Source organism: Kluyvera sp. EC_51 (assembly GCF_019584505.1).
Lineage (GTDB): Bacteria > Pseudomonadota > Gammaproteobacteria > Enterobacterales > Enterobacteriaceae > Kluyvera > Kluyvera sichuanensis.
Map to the genome: position 1 here is coordinate 132,580 of NZ_VDAG01000092.1, position 22,075 is coordinate 154,654.

The 22,075-nt window shown below is 55.2% G+C and carries 17 protein-coding genes and 1 pseudogene; 11 read left to right on the top strand and 7 right to left on the bottom strand.

The features are described from left to right. Position 1 precedes the first annotated feature (1 nt). A complete protein-coding gene (nfo, locus tag FHC49_RS17380; RefSeq protein ID WP_220440429.1) occupies positions 2-859 on the bottom strand; it encodes a deoxyribonuclease IV in 858 nt (285 codons plus the stop codon). A gap of 65 nt (positions 860-924) precedes the next feature. Then, complete coding sequence (locus tag FHC49_RS17385) at positions 925-1,977, bottom strand: YeiH family protein (protein WP_185666900.1); 1,053 nt, start codon at positions 1,975-1,977, stop codon at positions 925-927. A gap of 118 nt (positions 1,978-2,095) precedes the next feature. Here FHC49_RS17385 and yieE point away from each other — a divergent pair, with 118 nt between their 5' ends. The 3 genes from yieE to cirA all read left to right on the top strand — a co-directional run bounded on the left by yieE (position 2,096) and on the right by cirA (position 6,843). After that, positions 2,096-2,962, top strand: a complete 867-nt coding sequence (gene yieE, locus FHC49_RS17390; protein WP_185666901.1) for a DNA-binding transcriptional regulator YeiE — start codon at positions 2,096-2,098, stop codon at positions 2,960-2,962. 134 nt (positions 2,963-3,096) lie between these two features. Next, the gene (locus FHC49_RS17395) at positions 3,097-4,566 is read left to right on the top strand and encodes an amino acid permease (RefSeq protein WP_220440430.1); all 1,470 of its coding nucleotides are present in this window, start codon (positions 3,097-3,099) and stop codon (positions 4,564-4,566) included. A 309-nt stretch (positions 4,567-4,875) separates the two neighbouring features. After that, positions 4,876-6,843, top strand: a complete 1,968-nt coding sequence (gene cirA / locus FHC49_RS17400) for a catecholate siderophore receptor CirA (RefSeq protein ID WP_220440431.1) — start codon at positions 4,876-4,878, stop codon at positions 6,841-6,843. 118 nt (positions 6,844-6,961) lie between these two features. On the opposite strand, the gene FHC49_RS17405 is transcribed toward cirA, so the two are convergent. Genes FHC49_RS17405 through FHC49_RS17415 form a run of 3 tightly spaced genes read right to left on the bottom strand, consistent with a single transcriptional unit; the run spans position 6,962 to position 11,251 of the window. Beyond that, entirely contained in the window at positions 6,962-8,152 is a 1,191-nt protein-coding gene (locus tag FHC49_RS17405) for a glycoside hydrolase family 88 protein (RefSeq protein WP_220440448.1), read from the bottom strand. Positions 8,153-8,172: 20 nt separating this feature from the next. Continuing rightward, entirely contained in the window at positions 8,173-9,438 is a 1,266-nt protein-coding gene (locus FHC49_RS17410) for an oligosaccharide MFS transporter (protein WP_220440432.1), read from the bottom strand. 31 nt (positions 9,439-9,469) lie between these two features. Further along, complete coding sequence (locus FHC49_RS17415; RefSeq protein ID WP_255581396.1) at positions 9,470-11,251, bottom strand: DUF2264 domain-containing protein; 1,782 nt, start codon at positions 11,249-11,251, stop codon at positions 9,470-9,472. A gap of 187 nt (positions 11,252-11,438) precedes the next feature. On the opposite strand from FHC49_RS17415, the gene FHC49_RS17420 reads away from it, so the two are divergent. After that, a complete protein-coding gene (locus tag FHC49_RS17420) occupies positions 11,439-12,308 on the top strand; it encodes an AraC family transcriptional regulator (protein WP_333009684.1) in 870 nt (289 codons plus the stop codon). A gap of 39 nt (positions 12,309-12,347) precedes the next feature. On the opposite strand, the gene fghA is transcribed toward FHC49_RS17420, so the two are convergent. Beyond that, entirely contained in the window at positions 12,348-13,184 is an 837-nt protein-coding gene (gene fghA, locus FHC49_RS17425; protein ID WP_185666906.1) for an S-formylglutathione hydrolase, read from the bottom strand. A 138-nt stretch (positions 13,185-13,322) separates the two neighbouring features. On the opposite strand from fghA, the pseudogene FHC49_RS17430 reads away from it, so the two are divergent. The 7 genes and pseudogenes from FHC49_RS17430 to mglC all read left to right on the top strand — a co-directional run bounded on the left by FHC49_RS17430 (position 13,323) and on the right by mglC (position 21,495). Further along, a pseudogene (locus FHC49_RS17430) lies at positions 13,323-14,445 on the top strand (YbfB/YjiJ family MFS transporter). 112 nt (positions 14,446-14,557) lie between these two features. Beyond that, positions 14,558-15,226 carry a GTP cyclohydrolase I FolE gene (folE, locus tag FHC49_RS17435; protein ID WP_035893451.1) on the top strand — a complete coding sequence of 223 codons (669 nt, stop codon included), beginning with the start codon at positions 14,558-14,560 and terminating at the stop codon, positions 15,224-15,226. A 21-nt stretch (positions 15,227-15,247) separates the two neighbouring features. Continuing rightward, on the top strand, positions 15,248-16,405 hold the full coding sequence (gene yeiB / locus FHC49_RS17440) for a DUF418 domain-containing protein YeiB (protein WP_220440433.1): 1,158 nt from the start codon (positions 15,248-15,250) through the stop codon (positions 16,403-16,405). A gap of 156 nt (positions 16,406-16,561) precedes the next feature. Beyond that, positions 16,562-17,584, top strand: coding sequence for an HTH-type transcriptional regulator GalS (gene galS, locus FHC49_RS17445; RefSeq protein WP_185666909.1), 1,023 nt, complete (start codon positions 16,562-16,564; stop codon positions 17,582-17,584). A 291-nt stretch (positions 17,585-17,875) separates the two neighbouring features. Then, positions 17,876-18,874, top strand: a complete 999-nt coding sequence (mglB, locus tag FHC49_RS17450) for a galactose/glucose ABC transporter substrate-binding protein MglB (protein WP_185666910.1) — start codon at positions 17,876-17,878, stop codon at positions 18,872-18,874. A 74-nt stretch (positions 18,875-18,948) separates the two neighbouring features. Beyond that, positions 18,949-20,469: a galactose/methyl galactoside ABC transporter ATP-binding protein MglA gene (mglA, locus tag FHC49_RS17455; protein ID WP_185666911.1), complete on the top strand. Its 1,521-nt coding sequence runs from the start codon at positions 18,949-18,951 to the stop codon at positions 20,467-20,469. Positions 20,470-20,484: 15 nt separating this feature from the next. Beyond that, positions 20,485-21,495 (top strand): galactose/methyl galactoside ABC transporter permease MglC, encoded by a 1,011-nt coding sequence (gene mglC / locus FHC49_RS17460; protein ID WP_220440434.1) that lies wholly within the window; start codon positions 20,485-20,487, stop codon positions 21,493-21,495. Between the two features lie 71 nt (positions 21,496-21,566). Here mglC and tnpA read toward each other — a convergent pair whose 3' ends face one another. Further along, positions 21,567-22,001: an IS200/IS605 family transposase gene (tnpA, locus tag FHC49_RS17465; protein ID WP_061379590.1), complete on the bottom strand. Its 435-nt coding sequence runs from the start codon at positions 21,999-22,001 to the stop codon at positions 21,567-21,569. Positions 22,002-22,075 lie beyond the last annotated feature (74 nt).

The following is a 22,075-nucleotide window of genomic DNA, read 5'->3' on the forward strand; positions in this document are numbered from 1 at the left end:
ATTAGGCTTCCACCGTTTCCTGCTGTTGCGCCTTCAGCCACGCAATTTCTTCACCCCAGATATCCGGGTTGGTGGTTTCCAGCACCAACGGGATACCGTCAAAGCGGTTGTCCTGCATGATAAAGCGGAACGCATCGTGGCCGATGTTGCCGAGGCCCAGACTCTGGTGGCGGTCAACGCGACTGCCGAACTCGCTTTTGGCGTCGTTGAGGTGCATGCCGCGCAGATACTGGAAGCCGACAATGCGTTCGAATTCAGCAAAGGTTTCCGCGCAGGCTTCGGTGGTACGCAGGTCGTAGCCCGCGGCAAACGCGTGACAGGTATCGATGCAGACGCCGACGCGAGACTTATCTTCTACGCCGTCAATGATGGCCGCCAGATGCTCGAACTTAAAGCCGAGATTGCTGCCCTGACCGGCCGTGTTCTCAATCACCGCCGTGACGCCTTCGGTTTGTGCCAGCGCGATGTTGATGGATTCGGCAATACGCGCCAGGCACTTATCTTCGTCAATTTGCAACAGGTGGCTGCCCGGGTGGAAGTTCAGCAACGTCAGCCCCAACTGCTGGCAGCGTGCCAGTTCGTCGATAAAGGCTTCGCGGGATTTCTCCAGCGCCTCTTCAACCGGGTGGCCGAGGTTAATCAGGTAGCTGTCGTGAGGAAGAATTTGTGCCGGGGTGTAGTGGTATTTTTCACAGGCGGCTTTGAAGTCGTCGATAACCTCGGTGGTTAACGGCGCGGCGCGCCACTGGCGCTGATTTTTGGTGAACAGGGCGAATGCGGTCGCTTCGATTTCCGCAGCCCGAATTGCGGCGTTTGCCAGGCCGCCCGCGGCGCTGACGTGCGCTCCAATGTATTTCATATCGTTAAACCCGCCATACTCAAAAGGGGGAGTATAGCGGGTTAAAAGCGCTTAGTCGTTGTCGATTATGCCATCACGCTATGGATAGCGTAGTTAATCGCACCGCCGCCAACAATCAGCCAGATGAACAGCACCAGCGCCATCATCAGCGGTTTTGCACCGGCTTTTTTCAGTGCGCTAACGTGAGTGGTCACACCCAGTGCCGCCATGGCCATGGCCAGCATAATGGTGTCCAGCGTAATCAGCATTTGCACCACGCTGTTTGGCAGCAGGTGGAACGAGTTAAAGATGGTGACCACGATAAACATGATGGCAAACCATGGGATCGTGATTTTGCTTTTCTCGGTCGCACCGGCTGGAGCCAGTTGTTTAACGCGAGCGGCCATAAACAGCAGGAACGGTGCCAGCATCATTACGCGCAGCATTTTGGCAATGACCGCTGCGTTTTCCGTTTCTGGCGTTACCGCATGGCCAGCTGCCACAACCTGCGCCACTTCGTGCATGGTGGAACCGATATAGATCCCGTAAGCCTCAGGGCTAAACCAGTGCGCCAGCAGCGGGTACATGGCTGGGTAGATGAAGATAGCCAACGTACCGAAGATAACCACGGTCGCTACCGCGACGGTCACTTTGCTTGCCTCAGCTTTTACGACGGGTTCGGTCGCCAGTACTGCCGCCGCGCCGCAGATACTGCTACCTGCACCAATTAGCCAACTGGTGTGTTTATCCAGACCAAAGACTTTTTGCCCGAGCCAGCAGGCCATCATAAAGGTACTGCAAAGCGTCAGGGCATCGATCACAATCCCACTTACGCCCACGTCTGCAATCTGGGAAAAGGTCAGGCGGAAGCCGTAAAGAATGATCCCCAGACGCAGTAAATGCTGCTTGGCGAACAGTACGCCGCCGTCGCAGGACTGCCAGAGTTTCGGGTAAATCGTGTTACCAATCACCATCCCAAACAGGATGGCCAGCGTCAATGCGCTCATGCCGACGCCTGCAACGGCCGGGATATTGCCGATCCAGACTGCGGCGCCGGTAATCACGGCGGTCAGCGCAAGACCTGGGATAAAATGTTTGATACCGCGATGATGATGCGTTTCTAAGGTGACCTGTGTCATAGCCTTCTCCTTTGTCTGGCTAAAAGAGTACGCCTCGCTGGTTTAAAGATAAAATTGATTATATATTTATAATTAATCGTAATAACTGGTAAGGGCGGCCCAGGCGGGCTGAAGCGCTATGCATATCACGCTGCGGCAGTTAGAAGTTTTTGCAGAGGTACTGAAAAGTGGCTCCACCACCCAGGCATCGCAGATGCTGGCGCTGTCGCAGTCGGCGGTCAGCGCGGCGCTCACCGATCTGGAAGGCCAACTCGGCGTTCAGCTTTTTGACCGCGTCGGTAAACGGCTGGTGGTTAACGAGCACGGCCGTCTGCTCTACCCGCGCGCGCTGGCGCTGCTTGAACAAGCCGGGGAGATAGAACAGCTGTTTCGTGAAGATAACGGCGCGATTCGCGTCTATGCCAGTAGCACCATCGGCAACTATATTCTGCCGGGCATTATCGCTCGCTACCGCAAAGACTTTCCTGCGCTGCCGCTGGAACTGAGCGTGGGTAACAGTCAGGATGTAATTAACGCGGTGGCGGACTTCCGCGTCGATATCGGCCTTATCGAAGGCCCATGCCACTCGGCGGACATTATTGCTGAGCCGTGGCTCGACGATGAGCTGGTGGTGTTCTCCGCGCCAAACAGCGCCTGGTTGTTGGGAGAGGTGACGCTCGAAAAGCTGGCAATGGCGCCGTGGATCCTGCGTGAGAAGGGGTCGGGCACGCGGGAGATCGTCGATTATCTGCTGCTTTCACACCTGCCGCAGTTCCAGATGGGTATGGAGCTTGGCAACTCGGAAGCCATTAAACACGCAGTACGCCATGATCTTGGCATCAGCTGCCTGTCGCGGCGGGTCATTGCCGAACAGCTTGAAGCCGGGACGCTGGTGGAAGTGACCATTCCGCTGCCGACGCTCAGCCGCACGCTGTGGCGCATCCATCATCGGCAAAAGCACCTCTCCAACGCGCTCAAGCGTTTTCTGCACTACTGCGATATCTAAAATCGCCATCGGATGCTTTACTTATAATAAGAGAGCGATCATGAAGCTCTCTTATAACTGCGCATTTCTACCATGATATGCCGGAATCGTCTGTTACAATCGCGCCTCATTTTTTGGATGGATAGCATTTTCACATGGGTTCCGAAACAAAAACCACACAAGCGCCCGCGTTACGTCGCGAACTCAAGGCGCGTCACCTGACGATGATCGCCATTGGCGGTTCCATTGGTACAGGTCTGTTTGTTGCGTCCGGCGCAACCATTTCTCAGGCGGGCCCGGGCGGCGCGCTGTTTTCCTATATTCTGATTGGCCTGATGGTGTACTTCCTGATGACCAGTCTTGGCGAGCTGGCAGCCTATATGCCGGTATCCGGTTCTTTTGCCACCTATGGCCAGAACTATGTGGAAGAGGGCTTCGGCTTCGCGCTGGGCTGGAACTACTGGTACAACTGGGCGGTAACGATCGCCGTTGACCTGGTGGCCGCACAGCTGGTGATGAGCTGGTGGTTCCCGGATACCCCAGGCTGGATCTGGAGTGCGCTGTTCCTGTGCGTCATCTTCCTGCTGAACTACATCTCGGTTAAAGGCTTTGGCGAAGCGGAATACTGGTTCTCGCTGATTAAAGTCGCGACCGTTATCATCTTTATTATCATCGGCATCATGATGATCCTCGGCATCTTCAAAGGTGCGCAGCCGGTGGGCTGGAGCAACTGGACAACCGGCGACGCGCCGTTTGCCGGTGGGTTATCAGCGATGATTGGCGTGGCGATGATCGTCGGCTTCTCCTTCCAGGGTACCGAACTTATCGGTATTGCGGCGGGCGAATCTGAAGATCCAGAGAAGAACATTCCGCGCGCGGTCCGTCAGGTGTTCTGGCGTATCCTGCTGTTCTATGTGTTCGCGATCCTGATTATCAGCCTGATCATCCCTTACACCGACCCAAGCCTGCTGCGTAATGACGTGAAAGATATCTCCGTCAGCCCGTTCACGCTGGTGTTCGAACACGCGGGTCTGCTCTCTGCGGCGGCGATTATGAACGCGGTTATCCTGACGGCGGTGCTGTCGGCGGGTAACTCCGGGATGTACGCTTCTACCCGTATGCTCTACACCCTGGCCTGCGACGGCAAAGCGCCGCGCATCTTCGCGAAGCTCTCCCGTGGCGGCGTGCCGCGTAACGCGCTGTATGCGACAACCGTGATTGCTGGCTTGTGCTTCCTGACCTCAATGTTTGGCAACCAGACCGTTTACCTGTGGCTGCTGAACACCTCCGGGATGACCGGCTTTATCGCCTGGCTGGGGATTGCGATTAGCCATTATCGTTTCCGTCGCGGCTATGTGATGCAGGGTCATGACCTGAATAATCTGCCGTACCGTTCCGGGTTCTTCCCACTGGGGCCAATCTTTGCCTTCGTACTGTGCCTGATCATTACCTTGGGCCAGAACTACGAAGCCTTCCTGGCCGATACCATCGACTGGGGCGGCGTAGCGGCAACCTATATCGGTATTCCGCTGTTCCTGGTTATCTGGTTCGGCTATAAGCTGACCCGCGGTACGCACTTCGTGAGCTATAGCGAAATGCACTTCCCGGAACGCTTCAAGAAATAATCAGCCGTTCGGCATAATGTGAAAACCTCTCTTCGGAGAGGTTTTTTTATGCCTGCCGTCTATGAAGTAGACGCAAATAGTTACTTCTTGACATAACTTTAAATAAACTTAATTGATAATCATTATCATTACGTTTATTATCACGCCTCATATAAATAGATGAAGCCATTTCCACTCCTGATAGATAAAACCTGGAGGGACCAGCCACATCTGCATAAAACAACAGGCCGTCGGTCAACGGCATTGCAGCAGCATTTGTGAGTAAGACCTCTTTGTTTTAATTCAGTATTCACCTCATGGAGATAGGAAATGTTCAGGTTAAACCCCTTGGTTCGGGGCGGGCTTTGTGCGTCCGTAATGTCCCTGGCGCTGCCGGTCAGCGCTGCAGATGATAAAGACGTGATGGTCGTGACGGCGGCTGCCACCGAACAAAGCGTGAAGGATGCGCCCGCGAGTATCAGCGTCATCACCCAGGAAGACCTGCAGCGCAAGCCGGTGCAGAACCTGAAGGATGTGCTGAAAGAGGTTCCGGGCGTTCAGCTCACCAACGAAGGGGATAACCGTCAGGGCGTGAGTATTCGCGGCCTGGACAGCAGCTATACCCTGATTCTTATCGACGGCAAACGCGTCAACTCGCGTAACGTCGTCTTCCGCCACAACGATTTCGACCTCAACTGGATCCCGGTAGACGCTATCGAGCGCATTGAAGTGGTGCGTGGGCCGATGTCTTCGCTGTACGGCTCCGATGCGTTGGGCGGGGTGGTCAACATCATCACCAAAAAGATTGGCGCCAAATGGACCGGCACCGTCACCGCTGACACCACCATTCAGGAACACCGCGACCGTGGCGACACCTGGAACGGCCAGTTCTATACCGCCGGCCCGCTGGTGGACGGCGTGCTGGGCATGAAAGCCTTTGGTAGTCTGGCAAAACGCGAGAAAGACGATCAACAACCCTCCAGCACCAGCGCGACCGGTGAAAGCCCACGTATTGAAGGCTTCACCAGCCGCGATGCCAATGTCGAGTTCGCCTGGACGCCAAACGAGAGCAACGATATCACCGCAGGCTATGGTTTCGACCGCCAGGACCGCGACTCCGATTCGCTCGACCGTAACCGCGTTGAACGCCAGAACTACTCGTTAAGCCACAATGGCCGCTGGGAGTTGGGCAACAGCGAGCTTAAATATTACGGCGAGAAGGTGGTGAATAAGAACCCGGGTAACGCCAGTGAAATCACCTCTGAAAGCAACACCATCGACGGTAAATATGTACTGCCGCTGGGGGCGATTAATCAGTTGGTGACCTTAGGTGGCGAATGGCGTCACGACAAGCTGAGTGACCCGGTTAACCTGACGCGCGGCACCAGCAGCGAAACCTCAGCCAGCCAGTACGCGCTGTTCCTTGAAGACGAATGGCGCATCTTTGAACCGCTGGCACTGACCACCGGTATCCGTATGGACGATCACCAAACCTATGGTGACCACTGGAGCCCGCGTGCGTACCTGGTCTATAACGCGACCGATACCGTGACGGTGAAAGGGGGCTGGGCCACGGCGTTTAAAGCGCCTTCGTTGCTGCAACTGAGCCCGGACTGGGCCACCAACTCCTGTCGCGGCGGCTGCCGAATTGTCGGTAGCCCGGACCTGAAGCCGGAAACCAGCGAGAGCTATGAAATCGGCCTCTACTATCAAGGGGAAGAGGGCTGGCTGGAGGGCGTGCAGGCGAACGTGACCACCTTCCAGAACGATATCGACGACATGATTAACATCAGCCGTACGCGCGATAAAAATGCAGCGCCGGGCTATCCGAACTTTGTCGGCTTCGATAACGGCGTGCCGGTGTTTGCCTACTACAACGTCAACAAAGCGCGTATCCGCGGCGTGGAGTCCGAGCTGAAGGTACCGTTTGGTGACGACTGGAAGGTGACGCTGAACTACACCTATAACGACGGTCGAGACCTGAGCAACGGTGGTGACAAGCCGCTGCAGGAGCTGCCGTTCCACACCGGTAATGGCCGCGTGGACTGGAGCCCGATTCAGGACTGGACGTTCTATCTGGCGGGAAGCTACACCGGTAAGCAGCGTGCTACCACGGCAACCTCGAAAACGCCGGGCGGCTATACCACCTGGGATATCGGCGGGGCATGGCAGGCGACCAAAGACGTTAAGCTGCGCGCGGGCGTGCTCAACGTGGGGGATAAAGACCTGAATCGTGATGACTACAGCTATAACGAAGACGGTCGTCGCTACTTTATGGCGGTGGATTACCGCTTCTAAACCTGTGCAAAACCCGGCGGCGCTGACGCTTGGCCGGGCTACATACGAGGGTAGCCCGGGCGAGCGCAAGCGACCCCGGGAAACTGGCCCGAAAAGCGCAACGCCATCGGGCCTTTTATTACCAGTAGCTCTGCCAGTTCTGCGTCGCGCGCACCATCGCTTCCATCAGGAAATAATCCCCCCAGCTACAGCACTCGTCCACGCCAATCCCGCCTTTAAAGTAATAGACCGAATGCTTAAGCAGCCCCTGGCCCGGCGTATGCTCGCGGTTAATGTAACCGTCGATCATATTGCCAATCATCCGTAGTGCTATGGTTTCATAGCTCTCGCGATCCGGATGTGTGACTGGCAGATGTTTAACCAGCTCCAGTAGGGCGCAGGCTACAATCGCCGCCGCTGAACTGTCGCGCTCGCTGGCAGGATCGGTCAGCGCCAGATCCCAATAGCAAATGAGATCCTCCGGCAGCCGGTTCAGGTAGTAATTCGCCAGCGTCTGGCTCAGCGCCAGCAGGCGTTCATCGCCGGTGTGCAGGTAGTTCAGCAGGAAACCGTACACGCCCCACGCCTGGCCGCGCGCCCAGCATGAATCGTCGGAGAAGCCCTGATGGGTGTTGCCAAAGCGCGGCTCGCCGGTTTCCACGTCCATATACCAGGTATGGAAGGTCGAACCGTCTTCACGCACGATATGGCGGCGCGCCCGCTCAATGTGCTGCTTTGCCGCCTCGGCGTAGCGCGGGTCGCCGCTGGCCGCGCTGGCTTCATACAGCAGCGGCAGGTTCATGTTGCAGTCGATGATCATGCGGCCCTGCTGCTCAGGGTTATTCAGCTCGCCCCATGCCTGAATAATCCCAGCTTTCTCGTTGTAGCGCTCCATCAGCGCCTCGGCGGCGAGCAAGGCGATGTAGCCCGCTTCACGGTTGCCGGTCAGGCGTTCGCCCGCCACGCAGGAGAGGCTATAAAGAAAGCCCAGATCGTGATGGTTGGTGTGGTCGCGGTTAATAATCCGCTGGCCGAAGGAGTGGATATGCTGTTCCGCCAGCGTGCGGTAGCGCTCAAGTCCCGTCCACTCATAGGCCAGCCACAGCTGCCCGGTCCAGAAGCTGGTGGTCCATTCGACGTTATCAATAATCGGATAGACCCCGTTTTTACAGGCTGCATCCGGGAAGCGAGTGCCGAAATAGTCGGCGTTGTCATCAATTGCCTTCAGCAGCGCGGGCATCGCCCCGCGAATTTTACGGCCAATCTCTTCACGTTCGCCCGGTTTCAGGGTGTGTAAGGCGAGCGGTTCTTTTCTGATCTGTTCAGACATCATGCTGGCATATTCCCGTTTTAATTCAGCGCTTGCTGCTTGATTTCCTGTTCTACAGCGCTTTTTTTATGGCTGTAGCAGGTCGATAAGGTGAGGGCTGAGACGCCGGTGAACACCAGGGCGATAATGCCCATGATGAGATAGGTGTGCTCGAAGCCGATGGTTTGATAGGCGTAACCCGCCGGTGGCGCGACAACGATAGAACCGACGTAGATCATCGCCTGGTAGCCCAGCAGATACATGGTGGCGTTAACGCGTTTGTCGAAATGCTCGGCAATGTATTTGAAGACCGACACCAGAATCAGGGCAATCTCAATACCGTAGAGCGGCTTGACGAGGCAGATAACCAGCGGGTCGTTAGTCATGCCGGAGATAATCAGGCGCAGGCTGATCACCAGCCCGGTGAGCAGCATGCCCTGCTTGGCACCGATGCGGTTGATAATGGCCGGTACTAGCATCATGCCGAAGAATTCAGCGGCGGACTGCGCGGTGCTCATATAGCCGAACATCGCGTTGCCTTCCTCTTTGGTGGTGAAGAAGGTGACGAAGTAGCGTGAGAACTGCTGCTCGGCGATAAACATCATCCAGGCCACGCCTGCAATATAGAGCGCAAACATCCAGAACTTGCGGTTTTTCAGCAGGTTCAGCACGTCGGTAATGACGATTTTCTCTTTTGATAAAACGTTATTCTCTTCTTTGCCGAAGTGGTCCACCTTGAGCGTCAGCAGCACGGCAAACATGCATAGGGCTGACACGCTGCTGATGGCGAAGTTGATTTTTGGCGAAATGTTGTAGAGGAAGCCAGAGAAGGAGGAGGCGGTCGCCCAGCCGAGCGCCGCCCACATGCGAATACGGCCAAACTCCATGTTATACAGGCGGCTGAAGCGATCGACGTAGGACTCTTCCGCCGCCACGCCCGCGTACCAGCCGAGGCTAAAGAACAGCGCGCCGACAATCATGCCGGTGATGAAATGCGTTTGCAGCAGCGGCAGGTAGATCCAGATATAGAACGGTGCCATCAGCGCTGAGACGATGCAGACAAAATAGAGCAGATGCTTCTTCATGCCGATTTTGTCCATGATGTAACCGTACACCGGCTTAATCACCACCGCGAAAACACCGTTCACCGCGAAGACGGTGCCGATATCCACGGCATCAAGCCCCGCTTTATCACCAAGCCAGATGGCGTACAGGCCGAAGCTTGCCGCCCAGGTAAAGGTAAACAGAAAAACAAAGAGACTGAGTTTTATATACGCCGAACGTGTCGACTGAATCATCGTGGTCATTGCGGTCTCCGCCGTTATCCAGAGGTCAGGGTTATTTTAGGGTGAGCGTCAGGTCGTTCACGGTTAACTGCTGTGTCGTCACATTAAAATGCAATGGCCCCGGCAGCTCACGCACTGCACCCGGGTCGGCGCTGACGTAACAGGCGAGCCAGTGGGTTCCGGCGCTAAGCTGTGCGCGCAGACAGGGGATAGTGGCAGGTGCGGCGTACAGCAAATTGCTGTTTGGCGGCGTGGTGACGATGAACGGTTGGCGGCTGTCGGTCAGACCCACCATCCGGCTGTAGTGGTGTGTGGTTTCAAGGGTGACGCTGTTGTCGGTAACGGTCTGGCGCATTTGCTGGTGGCAATTAGCGGCAAACCCGCCTTCAACGCACTCCAGCGTTCGCGGCGTGTGTACGCGGTGCACGCGCACGTGGCCTTCCTGCAGCGCAACCAGCCAGGTACTGACGGTCACATCGGCCCACGGACGCCATTCGCTGCGTACCCAGTCATCCGTTACCTCAGCGATGTCGCACTCGCGGCGGCCGCGATAGTAGTCATCGCCGTTGCTGAACAGCAGCATGGAATCTACCGCCGCATGGCTCAGGCCAAAGCGCCCGCGCTCGAGGGTAAAACCAAACTGGCTGGAGTAGGCGAATTTGCAGTACTTCTGCTCGAAGTTGACGAAGTTGTTTTTGTCGAACTGACCGGACATCAGCATCCACGCGTGGCGCTGTTCATCGCTGTGGACGATGATTTGCCCGGCTTCGGGAACAGGGTGAACGGTATCCAGCGTCGGCAGCGGTTCGCAGGCGGCCTGCCAGAAGGCGCTCTCTTCCGGCAGCGCCAGAATCAGCATCGCTTTCAGTGCCCAGTAAGGGGAGCCGGGGCTGTTGTAGTCCTCGGCCATAATCAGGTTTGGATAGCTGTAGCCAATGGTGAACAGGCCATCGGCGCCGATAAACGGCTTATCGAGCCAGCCTTCAAGGTGGCGCAGAATCAGCCCCTTCACTACGCCCGGGGTAAAGACCTCCAGTTCGGTAAAGGCGACCGCGCTCCAGAACGCGACCTGCACAAAGCGGTAGGTCAGGCTGCGGCCAAACGGAATCCCCTCGCCGTTAGCAGCAAAGTAATAGGCGTAATCTTTGGCAAACTGCTGGGCGCGCTGGCGATAGCGCAGGCAGCGCTCGGGGTCGACATCCTGCATAAAGTGGCTGTAGATCAGGCCATAAAAATGGAAGGCGCTGGAGATGTAATAGTCGCGCGGTTTGCCCGCACCGTCGCTGTACCAGCCGTTGCCGAGCCAGAAGGGCTCAATGGCGTCGAGATGACGATTGATGACCGCCATGTCGTAGGGGCGTCCGACGCATTTCAGCCCCAGTTGGATCAGCACCGGGAAGAAGTGCCAGTTATTGTCCGGCACCGCAACGTCTGCGCTCTGGCTGAGCCAATGGGTGAGGTTATCCTGCTCTTTGGCTGAAAGTGATGACCACAGCTTACCGTTAGGCAGCGCGAGGCCAAGGCTAAAGGCCGCCATTTCCACGCAGCGCTGGTCGTTGTCGCCTACATCGCCCCAGTATCCCGCATGCTGCGGGTTGCTGCCGTTACGCACTCCAGTGACGAAAGCGTCGTGCCACGCCGGCACGCTGCCGCCGCTCACCAGCGGAAACAGTCCCCACATCAAGCGAACAAAACCCTCCATTCCGGCGACATCGTCCGGGTATTGCGCAGCGGTATCGCCCGCATGAAGTTGCGTGCAGTCTGCCGATAAACGGGGAACTGCCGCCGCTATCCAACCCTCGACTAATGCACCGTATTCTTGTTTCGTCCGCATGATGAAATCCCGTTTCAGTTTGTTGATGGCGGACGAATAATAGGAATTTGGCGTGGTTGGCAAATGTGATTACGCTCTTATTTTTAAGCATGAAGGGTAATTAAAAATAATTTTATGGCGTAATTTGGCGCAAAAGTTTTATTACGATGATGAAAGTTTAAGTTTATTAACATGTGGGGCTGGCGCAGTGGCACATTCACAACCTACGGAAGACACTACCTATCTCGAGCAGATTCATCTCAACGATAAATCTATCTATTTCAACCGGATGCAGAATCTTCCCGCTAACTATTACCACTGGCACCAATGCGCGGAGATCCTCACCGTTTCACGGGGCGTGGGTATCGCGCTGATGGAGCATCAGCAATATACGGTGAAGCCGGGGCGGCTGTTTATTTTCCCGCCGGGCAAGCTGCACAAGGTCTACGTCGAGCAGAGTGAGCGCAACCTCTATCACCGCACCACGCTGCACTTTAACCCGTCGTTGATTGAGCCCTGGCTGCGGGATTTTCCTCGTCAGCAGATGCTGTTGCGCCATCTCTGCGGACGCGGCGAAAAGGCGAGGGTGTTTGACGTTGGCGACCTGCAGCCGGTGATTGAAACGCTGTTACAGCGTTTTGAAACCTTAACGCATGAAGAAAACTGGAGCACCAGCGACAGCGCGTTTTTAATTATGCAGCTGATTAGCCTGCTGCCACAGCAAGAACAGGCGGTGGGGCATAACACCTTCTCATCGACGATTATCCGCTGGCTGGAGAATCACTATCATGAACGCTGTTCGTTAGAGGAGATTGCCGCCGTGATGGGCTGCTCGCGCGGGCATACTTCGCGGCGATTTCATGATGAAACCGGCGGGACGATTCAGGAATATTTGATGATGCGGCGCATTCGCCAGGCCTGCGAGCTGTTGCTGCACTCACAGCATTCAGTGAGGGAGATTGCCGAAAGGGTCGGCTTTACCGAATACGCGTGGTTTATTACCTGTTTTCGCAAGAATATGGGGAAAACGCCGTTGCAGTATCGCAAGGCGTATCCGTACACGTTGCCGGAGAGGTAGCCCGGATGAGGCGCGTAAGCGCCGACACCGGGACCATCATTATTTCAATAGATACTCGGCGTGGAAACGCAGGTGATCTTCAATAAACGTGGCAATAAAGTAATAGCTATGGTCGTAACCCGGCTGAATGCGCAGGGTGAGCGGCCAGTCTTTCTGCCGTGCTGCCTCGGCGAACACCGCAGGCTGGAGCTGGTCGGCGAGGAACTGGTCGTTATCGCCCTGGTCAATGAGCATCGGGATAGCATGCTCCGCCTGACTTGCCAGCAGCAGCTCGGTGCTGTCCCACTCTTTCCAGCGAGCAACGTCATCGCCCAGATAGGCGCTAAAGGCTTTCTGCCCCCACGGCACCCGGCTTGGGTTGACGATCGGCGCGAAGGCCGACGCGCTGCAATATTTGCCCGGATTTTTGAGCGCTAGCATCAGCGCACCGTGGCCGCCCATGGAGTGGCCGCTAATCGCGCTGCGTGCGCTCACGTTGAACTGTGCCTGGATAAGCGCCGGGAGCTCATCGCACAGATAATCATACATCCTATAGTGCGCGGCCCACGGGGATTCGGTGGCGTTCAGGTAGAAGCCTGCGCCCTGGCCGAGATCGTAACCGGCATCGTTGGCAACGCCGTCGCCGCGTGGGCTGGTATCGGGCATTACCAGCACAATGCCCAGTTCAGCGGCAACCCGCTGCGCCCCGGCTTTGGTGGTGAAGTTCTCATCGTTACAGGTCAGGCCGGACAGCCAGTACAGCACCGGTGGCGGCGTTTTTTTCCCTTCCGGAGGTAAAAACAGACTAAAGGTCATCGGGCAATTTAGCGTGGCAGAATGGTGCTGCCAGCGCTGCTGCCAGCCGCCATAACAGCGGTGCTCTTCAAGCATTTCCATGCGGGCTCCTCGCGGTTTTGGTCAAAATATATCAGTCCATCATACAGATAATTCATCGGCGGTGAGTAACTTTCACTTCCGCATAACATCCACATGTTGCATCATAAAGATAACTTTACATTTACATCCGGGGCGTTCATGCCGGTACGTATTGCGCTAAGTGGGTTTCTGGTACTGGTAGTGGCGATGGGGATAGGGCGCTTCGCGTTTACCCCACAGGTGCCGTTGATGATCGGCGAAGGCGAGCTGACGCTGACCAGCGCCGGGCTGGTCGCCGCGCTGAACTATCTGGGGTATCTGGTTGGCGCGTGGGATGCCATGCGCGCCCATCGCGGTGTGGAAATGCGTCTCTATTTAGGGATTGTGGGCGCCGTTGCGCTGACTTTTCTCTCGGCGCTGGCGGATAACGCCTGGCTGCACGGCGCGCTGCGTTTTGTCATTGGCTGCATGAGCGGCTGGGCAATGGTGCTGACGGCGGCGTGGGTTAACGAACGGCTGGCGCGCTATGCGAGACCTGGCCTCAGCGCGGCGGTATTTGCCGGGCCGGGCGCCGGTATTGCGCTAAGCGGTTTGCTCGGCGTGTTTATTCATGCACAGTCGCTGAGCGCGGCGGCGGGCTGGCAGCTTTATGGCGTACTGGCACTGCTGCTGGTGGCGTTGATTGGCCGCTGGCTGCCGCGTCCGGGTGAACTGCACCGCAGCGGCGAAAAGCCCGAGCCGCTGACTTTAACCACTAATCTGAAACGGCTGGTGTGGAGCTATAGTCTGGCAGGCTTCGGCTATATCCTGCCCGCTACCTTTTTATCGCAGATGGCGAGCCATCGCTTTCCTGAGAGCCTGTTTGCGCAGTTTATCTGGCCGATTTTCGGTCTGGCGAGCGTTATGGGTATTGGCTTGAGTATCGCCATGCGTGGGGTAGGTCACGCGCATCAGCGTCTGGCCGTCGTACTGTGGCTTCAGGGGCTGGGCGTACTGCTGGCCTGGCTGCTACCGGGGATGAGCGGGCTGGTGTGCGGCGCGCTGCTGGTCGGCGGCGGTGCAGCTGTCGCTGCTGTATGGCCGCGAACTCGCGCCAAAACACGCGCGCTATATGGCCGGACTGCTGACCACCGGTTACGCCGTTGGGCAATTAGTGGGACCGATGACCTCGGCAATATCCACCTGGCTCACCCAACGGCTGGAGCCCGCGCTGGGCATTGCCGCCGTGGCCTTACTGATTGGCGGAGCGCTGGTCTGGCGTCCGCAGGTTGAAAGAGAATAACGATTGCAATAATTATCGCGACGAATACTGGATTCTGTGCGTCGCCTCACGCACAATGAGTGCAAACTTTGCACCGAAAAAGCAAAGCGCCACACCTGCAGGAGAATAAACGATGTCATCACTGAGTAAAGAAGCGGTCCTGGTTCATGAAGCGCTGGTCGCCCGTGGCCTGGAAACGCCGCTGCGCCCATCGGAGCGCGAAATGGATAATGAAACCCGTAAGCGTCTGATCACCGGGCATATGACTGAGATTATGCAGCTGCTGAATCTCGATCTGAGTGATGACAGTCTGATGGAAACGCCGCATCGCATTGCCAAAATGTATGTCGATGAGATTTTCTCCGGGCTTGATTACGCTAATTTCCCGAAAATTACCGTCATTGAAAACAAAATGAAGGTCGACGAAATGGTGACGGTGCGCGATATCACCTTAACCAGCACCTGCGAACACCATTTTGTCACCATCGACGGTAAAGCGACCGTGGCCTATATCCCGAAAGATTCGGTGATTGGTCTGTCGAAAATCAACCGTATCGTGCAGTTCTTCGCTCAGCGCCCACAGGTGCAGGAGCGTCTGACGCAGCAGATTCTGACCGCGCTGCAAACTTTGCTCGGTACCAACAACGTGGCGGTTTCTATTGACGCGGTGCATTACTGCGTGAAAGCGCGTGGCATTCGTGATGCGACCAGCGCCACCACCACAACCTCGCTGGGCGGCCTGTTTAAGTCCAGCCAGAATACCCGCCAGGAGTTCTTGCGCGCGGTACGTCACCACAATTAATTGACCAACGGAGCAGGGTACATGGAGCGAAACGTCACGCTGGATTTTATTCGTGGCGTAGCCATACTGGGTATCCTGCTGCTGAACATCAGCGCCTTCGGCTTGCCGAAGGCCGCCTATCTTAACCCTGCCTGGTACGGCGAAATTACCTCTCGCGATGCCTGGACGTGGGCCATTCTTGACCTGTTTGCGCAGGTGAAATTCCTCACCCTGTTTGCGCTGCTGTTTGGTGCAGGTCTTCAGCTATTGCTACCGCGCGGTTCACGCTGGATCCAAAGCCGTCTGACGCTGCTGGCGCTGCTTGGGTTTATCCACGGGCTACTGTTCTGGGACGGCGACATTTTGCTGGCCTATTCGCTGGTGGGGCTGGTTTGCTGGCGGCTGGTGCGCGACGCGCGTGAAGTGAAAGCATTATTCAACACCGGCGCGATGCTGTACGTGATTGGCGTGGCCGTGCTGCTGTTACTTGGGCTGATTGCCGATAACGGACAAAGCCGTTCATGGGTGCCGGATGCTTCAAGCCTGCTCTACGAACATTACTGGAAGCTGAATGGCGGAATGGAAGCCATCACTAACCGCAGCGATATGCTGTCGGCGAACCTGCTGGCGCTCGGTGCGCAGTACGGCTGGCAGCTGGCGGGCATGATGCTGATGGGCGCGGCGCTGATGCGCTGCGGCTGGCTGAAAGGGCAGTTCAGCCACCGCCACTATCGTCGCTGCGCGGCGGTGTGTATTTCGCTTGGTATGCTGATTAACCTGCCGGCGATTGCCGCCCAGTGGCATCTCGACTGGGACTATCGCTGGTGTGCGTTCCTGCTGCAGGCGCCGCGTGAAATCAGCGCGCCTATCCAGACGCTGGGCTATGCGGCGCTGGCCTACGCTTACTGGCCGCAAATCAGCCGTAGCCGGCTGGCGGCGGCGGTGGTCTGCGTCGGGCGCATGGCGCTCACCAACTATCTTCTGCAAACGCTTATCTGCACCACGCTGTTCTATCACTTCGGCCTGTTTATGGAATTCGATCGCCTGACGCTGCTGGCGTTTGTCGTTCCCATCTGGCTGGTCAACCTCGCGTTCTCGCTGCTGTGGCTGCGCTATTTCCGTCAGGGGCCGGTTGAATGGCTCTGGCGACAATTGACGGCAAAAGCGTCAGGTGTGTCATTTCGCGGCACATTTAGATAACGATCCAGATCACAACCATTAACAAAATGGATGTAACCGTTTCCAACCCTGTGACCTCACTCACGTAGTTGCCGCAAGCTCGCTGCCAGAATAGCGCTCACGCTGGACATAGGGGGTGTATCGTGAACTGCAGCAATTTTCAACCGGGCGGTGTGTATGGTCACCATTCGTGATGTCGCCCGCCAGGCGGGCGTCTCCGTTGCCACCGTTTCGCGGGTGCTGAACAACAGCGCGCTGGTCAGCCATGAGACGCGCGACATGGTGATGAAAGCGGTGTCAGCGCTGGGCTATCGCCCGAACGCCAACGCGCAGGCGCTGGCTACGCAGGTCAGCGATACCATTGGCTGCGTGGTGATGGATGTGTCCGACGCCTTTTTTGGTGCGCTGGTCAAAGCGGTGGATACCGTCGCCCAGCAGCATCATAAATATGTTCTTATCGGCAATAGCTACCACGAAGCAGAAAAAGAGCGTAACGCCATTGAGGTGCTGATTCGTCAGCGCTGTAGCGCGTTAATCGTCCATTCAAAAGCCTTAAGCGATCGTGAACTGAGCGAGTTTATGGCGCAGATGCCCGGCATGGTGCTCATCAACCGCATCGTTCCCGGCTATGCCCATCGCTGCGTCTGCCTTGATAACGTCAGCGGTGCGCTGATGGGGACGCGAATGCTGCTCAATCATGGTCATCAACGTATTGGTTATCTCGCCTCCAGCCACCGCATTGAAGATGATGATATGCGGCGGGAAGGGTGGGCGCGTGCGCTGCTGGAGCAGGGAATTGTGGCACCCGATAGCTGGGTCGGCACCGGCTCGCCGGATATGCAGGGCGGGGAAGCGGCGATGGTTGAGCTGCTCGGACGCAATGCCGGGCTGACGGCAGTGTTTGCCTATAACGACAATATGGCGGCCGGGGCGCTTAGCGCGCTTAAAGATAACGGCATTGCCGTGCCGCAGCAGGTGTCGGTCATTGGCTTTGATGATATTCCCATCGCCCGCTATACCGACCCGCAGCTGACAACTATCCGCTACCCGATTGTTTCTATGGCAAAACAGGCCACGGAACTGGCGCTGTTAGGGGCGGCAGGAAAGCTTGACGGCGAAGCAACGCACTGCTTTATGCCGACCTTGGTTCGCCGCCATTCGGTGGCGCAACGGCAATTTGTGCATCCCATCACGAACTGATTTGTTAGCTCGATGTAACCGTTTTCAATCTGTGAGTAAATTCACAGATTGTTAACATCGGCATAGCTATGATGGCAGCGTTTATCAGGCTGAAACATGATGTAACGGTGATTAATCACTTTTTATAACGTATTCCAGCTGCAAAAACAGTTTAGAACGTAATCTGGATTGTTACTCAACACGGAAGAACAAATTTTTATCAGTGAATTTCGTCGAGCAGTAACATTCCGTTAACGCTGCCCGCCGATTATTTTCACCCGAACTACCCTGCATAATAAAACCGGAGATACCATGAATAAGAAGGTGTTAACCCTGTCTGCCCTGATGGCCAGCATGTTTTTCGGTGCAGCAGCTCACGCTGCCGATACGCGTATTGGTGTGACAATTTATAAATACGACGACAACTTTATGTCCGTTGTGCGTAAAGCTATCGAGAAAGATGCGAAAACCGCGCCGGACGTTCAGCTGCTGATGAACGACTCCCAGAACGACCAGTCCAAGCAGAACGACCAGATTGACGTGCTGCTGGCAAAAGGCGTGAAAGCGCTGGCAATTAACCTGGTTGACCCAGCGGCGGCGGGCACGGTTATTGAAAAAGCGCGCGGCCAGAACGTGCCGATCGTCTTCTTCAACAAAGAACCTTCTCGTAAAGCGCTGGATAGCTATGACAAAGCGTTCTACGTCGGTACTGACTCTAAAGAGTCCGGTATTATCCAGGGCGACCTGATTGCTAAACACTGGGCGGCGAACCCGAACTGGGACCTGAACAAAGACGGCCAGATTCAGTTCGTTCTGCTGAAAGGCGAACCGGGCCACCCGGATGCTGAAGCGCGTACCACCTACGTTATCAAAGAGCTGAACGACAAGGGCCTGAAAACCCAGCAGCTGGCGTTAGATACCGCAATGTGGGATACCGCTCAGGCTAAAGATAAGATGGACGCATGGCTGTCCGGCCCTAACGCCAACAAAATTGAAGTCGTTATCGCCAACAACGATGCGATGGCAATGGGTGCGGTAGAAGCGCTGAAAGCACACAACAAATCTTCCATCCCAGTATTCGGCGTTGATGCCCTGCCAGAAGCGCTGGCGCTGGTGAAATCCGGTGCGATGGCCGGTACCGTGCTGAACGATGCGAACAACCAGGCGAAGGCGACCTTCGATCTGGCGAAAAACCTCGCGGCCGGTAAAGGTGCTGCTGATGGTACCAACTGGAAGATCGAGAACAAAATCGTCCGCGTTCCTTACGTTGGCGTAGATAAAGACAACCTTAGCGAATTCACCGGTAAGTAATCTTTAAATATATAGGGCGCGCATTTGTGCGCCCTATAAATACTGACGCAGAAATATCGCAGCCAGGTATATATATGGACAACAATAATAGAGAGCCGTCTGGTGAATTCTTGTTGGAAATGAGCCAGATCAACAAGTCATTTCCGGGCGTAAAAGCACTCGATAATGTTAACCTGAAAGTTCGTCCGCACTCGATCCATGCATTAATGGGCGAGAACGGTGCGGGCAAATCAACGTTATTAAAATGTCTATTTGGGATCTACCAAAAAGATTCCGGCAGTATTCTCTTCCAGGGCAAAGAGATTGATTTCCATTCTGCTAAAGAAGCATTGGAGAATGGTATTTCGATGGTTCACCAGGAACTTAACCTGGTATTACAACGCTCGGTCATGGACAACATGTGGTTAGGTCGTTACCCAACCAAAGGCATGTTTGTCGATCAGGACAAAATGTATCGCGATACTAAAGCCATCTTTGATGAGCTGGATATTGATATCGACCCGCGTGCGCGCGTCGGTACGCTGTCCGTTTCGCAGATGCAGATGATTGAAATTGCTAAAGCCTTCTCCTATAACGCGAAAATCGTGATTATGGATGAGCCAACGTCATCGCTGACGGAAAAAGAGGTAAACCACTTGTTTACCATCATCCGTAAGCTGAAAGACCGTGGCTGCGGCATCGTCTATATCTCGCACAAGATGGAAGAGATTTTCCAGCTGTGTGATGAAATCACCGTTCTGCGCGACGGGCAGTGGATTGCCACCCAGCCGCTGGAAGGGCTGGATATGGACAAGATCATCGCCATGATGGTGGGCCGTTCGCTGAACCAGCGTTTCCCGGACAGGCAGAACGAGCCGGGCGAAGTCATCCTCGACGTGCAGCACCTGACGTCCCTGCGTCAGCCGTCGATTCGCGACGTGTCGTTCCAGCTGCGCAAAGGGGAGATCCTCGGCATCGCCGGGCTGGTGGGCGCTAAGCGTACCGATATCGTGGAAACGCTGTTCGGCGTGCGCGAAAAATCGGGCGGCACGATTACCCTGCACGGTAAGAAAATCAACAACCATAGCGCCAACGAAGCGATAAATAACGGTTTTGCGCTGGTCACCGAAGAGCGCCGCTCAACCGGTATTTATGCCTACCTTGATATTGGATTTAACTCATTAATCTCGAATATCAAGAGCTATAAAAACAAAGTGGGCCTGCTGGATAACTCCCGCATGAAGAGCGACACCCAATGGGTTATCGACTCGATGCGCGTGAAAACGCCAGGGCATCACACGCAAATTGGTTCGTTATCCGGTGGTAACCAGCAGAAAGTGATTATTGGACGTTGGCTGTTAACCCAGCCTGAAATCCTGATGCTGGATGAACCAACCCGTGGTATCGACGTTGGTGCAAAATTTGAAATTTATCAATTAATCGCCGAACTGGCGAAGAAAGATAAAGGGATCATTATTATTTCTTCAGAAATGCCAGAGCTGCTGGGTATTACTGACCGCATCCTTGTCATGAGTAATGGCCTGGTTGCCGGGATTGTAGAAACGAAAACCGCAACGCAAAACGAAATTCTCCGTCTTGCGTCATTGCACCTTTAATTTCAGGGGCTCGACATGAGTGCGTTAAATAAAAAAAGCTTTCTCACTTATCTGAAAGATGGCGGTATTTACGTTGTTCTTTTGGTTCTGCTGGCTATTATTATTATCCAGGACCCGACTTTCTTAAGTTTGTTGAACCTTAGTAATATCCTGACTCAGTCTTCTGTGCGTATTATCATCGCCCTCGGCGTGGCGGGTCTGATTGTTACCCAGGGTACCGACCTGTCGGCAGGTCGCCAGGTTGGCCTCGCGGCGGTGATTGCAGCGACGCTGTTACAGTCGATGGAGAACGCCAACAAGGTCTTCCCTGAGATGGCAACCATGCCAATCTTCGTGGTAATGATTATTGTCTGCGCTATTGGCGCGGTGATTGGCCTGATTAACGGGATTATCATTGCTTACCTGAACGTGACGCCGTTTATCACCACGCTGGGCACGATGATCATCGTTTACGGTATCAACTCCCTGTACTACGACTTCGTGGGCGCATCGCCGATTTCTGGCTTCGACGGCGGCTTCTCGACATTCACGCAAGGGTTTATCGCGCTGGGTAGTTTCCGCTTGTCGTACATTACCTTCTACGCGCTGATTGCCGTTGGCTTTGTCTGGATCCTGTGGAACAAGACTCGCTTTGGTAAAAACATCTTCGCTATCGGCGGTAACCCGGAAGCAGCGAAGGTTTCCGGCGTGAACGTTGCTCTGAACCTGCTGGTGATTTATGCGCTGTCCGGCGTGTTCTATGCCTTCGGCGGGATGCTGGAAGCAGGGCGTATCGGCTCGGCAACCAACAACCTCGGCTTTATGTATGAACTGGATGCGATTGCCGCCTGCGTGGTTGGCGGGGTGTCATTCAGCGGCGGCGTCGGTACCGTACTGGGCGTGGTGACCGGTGTGATTATCTTCACCGTTATCAACTACGGCCTGACCTATATCGGCGTGAACCCGTACTGGCAGTACATCATCAAGGGCGGGATTATTATCTTCGCCGTGGCGCTGGACTCCCTCAAGTACGCACGTAAGAAGTAAAAGACCACCTTCTTAGAAGGTGGCTTTTTAGAATGCCCCCTGTAAGGGGGGCTATTGTCACTTCCCGCTTACTACTCTAACAATTCCATCTGCTGTTCATGCGTTTGTTCCGTTTTCTCCTGATGCCGCACATATCGCCTGATAATTTCCTCGTTCACACCGACTGTATCTACAAAGTATCCACGTGACCAAAAGTGGTTACCCCATAGCTTTTTTCGTATATGTGGAAAACGATTGTAGAGCCTGATAGCGCTGCGGCCTTTCAGATGCCCCATCAGAGTTGATATCGAGATTTTAGGTGGGACGATTACTACAAGATGTACATGATCTGGCTGAATATTTAGCTCCAGAACCTCACAGTCTTTTATTCCACAGAGAATGTAGATTGTCCTGTAAAGTTCCTTACCCAACTTATCTTTCAGGATCCTGAAGCGGTACTTTGGCGTCCAGACTATGTGGTATTTGCAACGCCAATATACATGTGATGAACTCCTGTAAAGCCCCATGTCGGTTTGTCTCCTTTTACTTGTGGTGAGTAAGCAGAGATATTCCGGCATGGGCATTCTTCAGGCTATAGCCT